The sequence below is a fragment of the Halanaerobium sp. genome, assembly GCF_003070835.1.
In genome coordinates this window covers 1-1491 of the sequence record NZ_QBLR01000481.1, presented here as the reverse complement: position 1 = coordinate 1491, position 1491 = coordinate 1, and the positions used below count along the sequence as shown (strand labels likewise).

The 1491-nt window shown below is 35.7% G+C and carries 3 protein-coding genes; 1 reads left to right on the top strand and 2 read right to left on the bottom strand.

Going from position 1 to position 1491, the window contains the following annotated elements; all coding sequences use genetic code 11:
* A partial coding sequence (locus CI949_RS20640) for a MarR family transcriptional regulator (protein ID WP_290769919.1) occupies window positions 1-225 on the bottom strand: 225 nt, incomplete at its 3' end.
* Between the two features lie 178 nt (window positions 226-403).
* Between CI949_RS20640 and CI949_RS20635 the strand changes: the two genes are divergently transcribed.
* Window positions 404-1123, top strand: coding sequence for a putative metalloprotease CJM1_0395 family protein (locus tag CI949_RS20635; protein ID WP_290769917.1), 720 nt, complete (start codon window positions 404-406; stop codon window positions 1121-1123).
* Between the two features lie 56 nt (window positions 1124-1179).
* On the opposite strand, the gene CI949_RS20630 is transcribed toward CI949_RS20635, so the two are convergent.
* Window positions 1180-1491, bottom strand: a 312-nt coding sequence (locus CI949_RS20630) for an alpha-glucosidase C-terminal domain-containing protein (protein ID WP_290769916.1), incomplete at its 5' end; no start/stop codon positions are given.

The following is a 1491-nucleotide window of genomic DNA, read 5'->3' as shown; positions in this document are numbered from 1 at the left end:
CAGTTTGAGCAGCATCGGCCTTCTGCCCCCGCGGGATTCACCCATTTTTGACTCTTCAACCAGTTCAAGTTTAACCAGTTCCCTAACAATATTGGTTACTGTAGCCCGGGAGACATCCAGCTTTTCTGCTATCTGAGCCCTGGAAATACCATCCTCATTTTTGATTAAAGTAAGTATGTTTTTTTGATTCTGTTTTTTCATATTTTTAAAACTGCCTTTTTCCATTTGCTCACTCCCGTTTCTTTGTTAATTTATTAAATTAACTAAGTTTATTATAGCATTATTTTGAGATTATGTAAAGTAGAAATTCTCATTTATTAATCTTAATTAATCCGGCTAATTTAGTTGCTTGAAAATTGTAATTATAGTATAATAAGTAAAAGAGATAAATGGGGTGAGCCAAATGTTAGCCATGTCATCACTTAACTCTCAGCCGGTTCCAGGCTGGGCTGTTAAATCCAATATTAATAACAGCAATTCTCAGTCAAAGGATATTGACTTAGGAATCAATACTTCTGAAGATAAAAGTGATCAAAATAATAGCTTTGATAATGCTGTAGATAATTCCTCGAGTTCTGCCGAAGGGCAGAATCAAAACAATGAAAGCAAAAATGACAATTCAAATAAAAATGAATTTAGTGAAGCTGAAAAAAGAGAAATAGAAAAATTAAAACGCAGAGATCGTGAAGTTCGGGCCCATGAGATGGCTCATCAGTCTGCTGGTGGCCAGTATGCTGGCTCAGCCTCTTACAGTTACACAACCGGTCCCGACAATAAGCGCTATGCAGTTGGCGGATCGGTAGATATTGAAACCTCTCCGGCAAAAACACCGGAAGAAACAGTTAAAAATACAGACCAGATTAAAAGAGCTGCCACGGCACCTGCTCAACCTTCTGGAGCTGACATGCAGATTGCAGCCAAAGCTACTCGGATGAAAATGGAAGCCCAGGCTGAATTAAATCAAAAAGAATTCAGTGGTGAGGATAAAGAAGCTGAAGATTCGTCTGAAATAAAGAAAAACGATGATTCAAAATTTGAAAATAAATATTTGCTTAATAAAAGAGAAAGTTCTTATCAAAACTCTGCGCGTGAAGTAAAAGTTAAGCAGGGTTTTGCCGCTTAAACTAAATAGAAATTGCAAAGACTGCTGAACTAAAATATTCAGCAGTCTTTTTTAAATTATTTAACTTTAAGTAGAATTGTTTCAAAGGGGCTTAATTGATAATCGAGCATTTTAGCTTTTAAAGCTCGGTAATCGAATTCAGGGTAATTACTTAAAATAATTTCTTCAACCTGATAGTCTAAATTGATCTCAACCTCTTTATTTTTAAAGTTGGCAGCTAAAAGCAGCCTCTCTCCTTCTTTTTCTCTGAGATAGGCAATCAGATTCGGATCTGATTCTAAAAGCGGCTGATATTTACCATCTACAATTATTTCCTGATAGGGGCTGTTTTTTCTGAGCTTGATTAATTCTTTATAAAAGTAAAATAC

Coding starts and splice junctions, on each gene's coding strand:
- CI949_RS20635 (WP_290769917.1), top strand. CDS start 404: ATGTTAGCCATGTCATCACTTAACTCTCAGCCGGTTCCAGGCTGGGCT.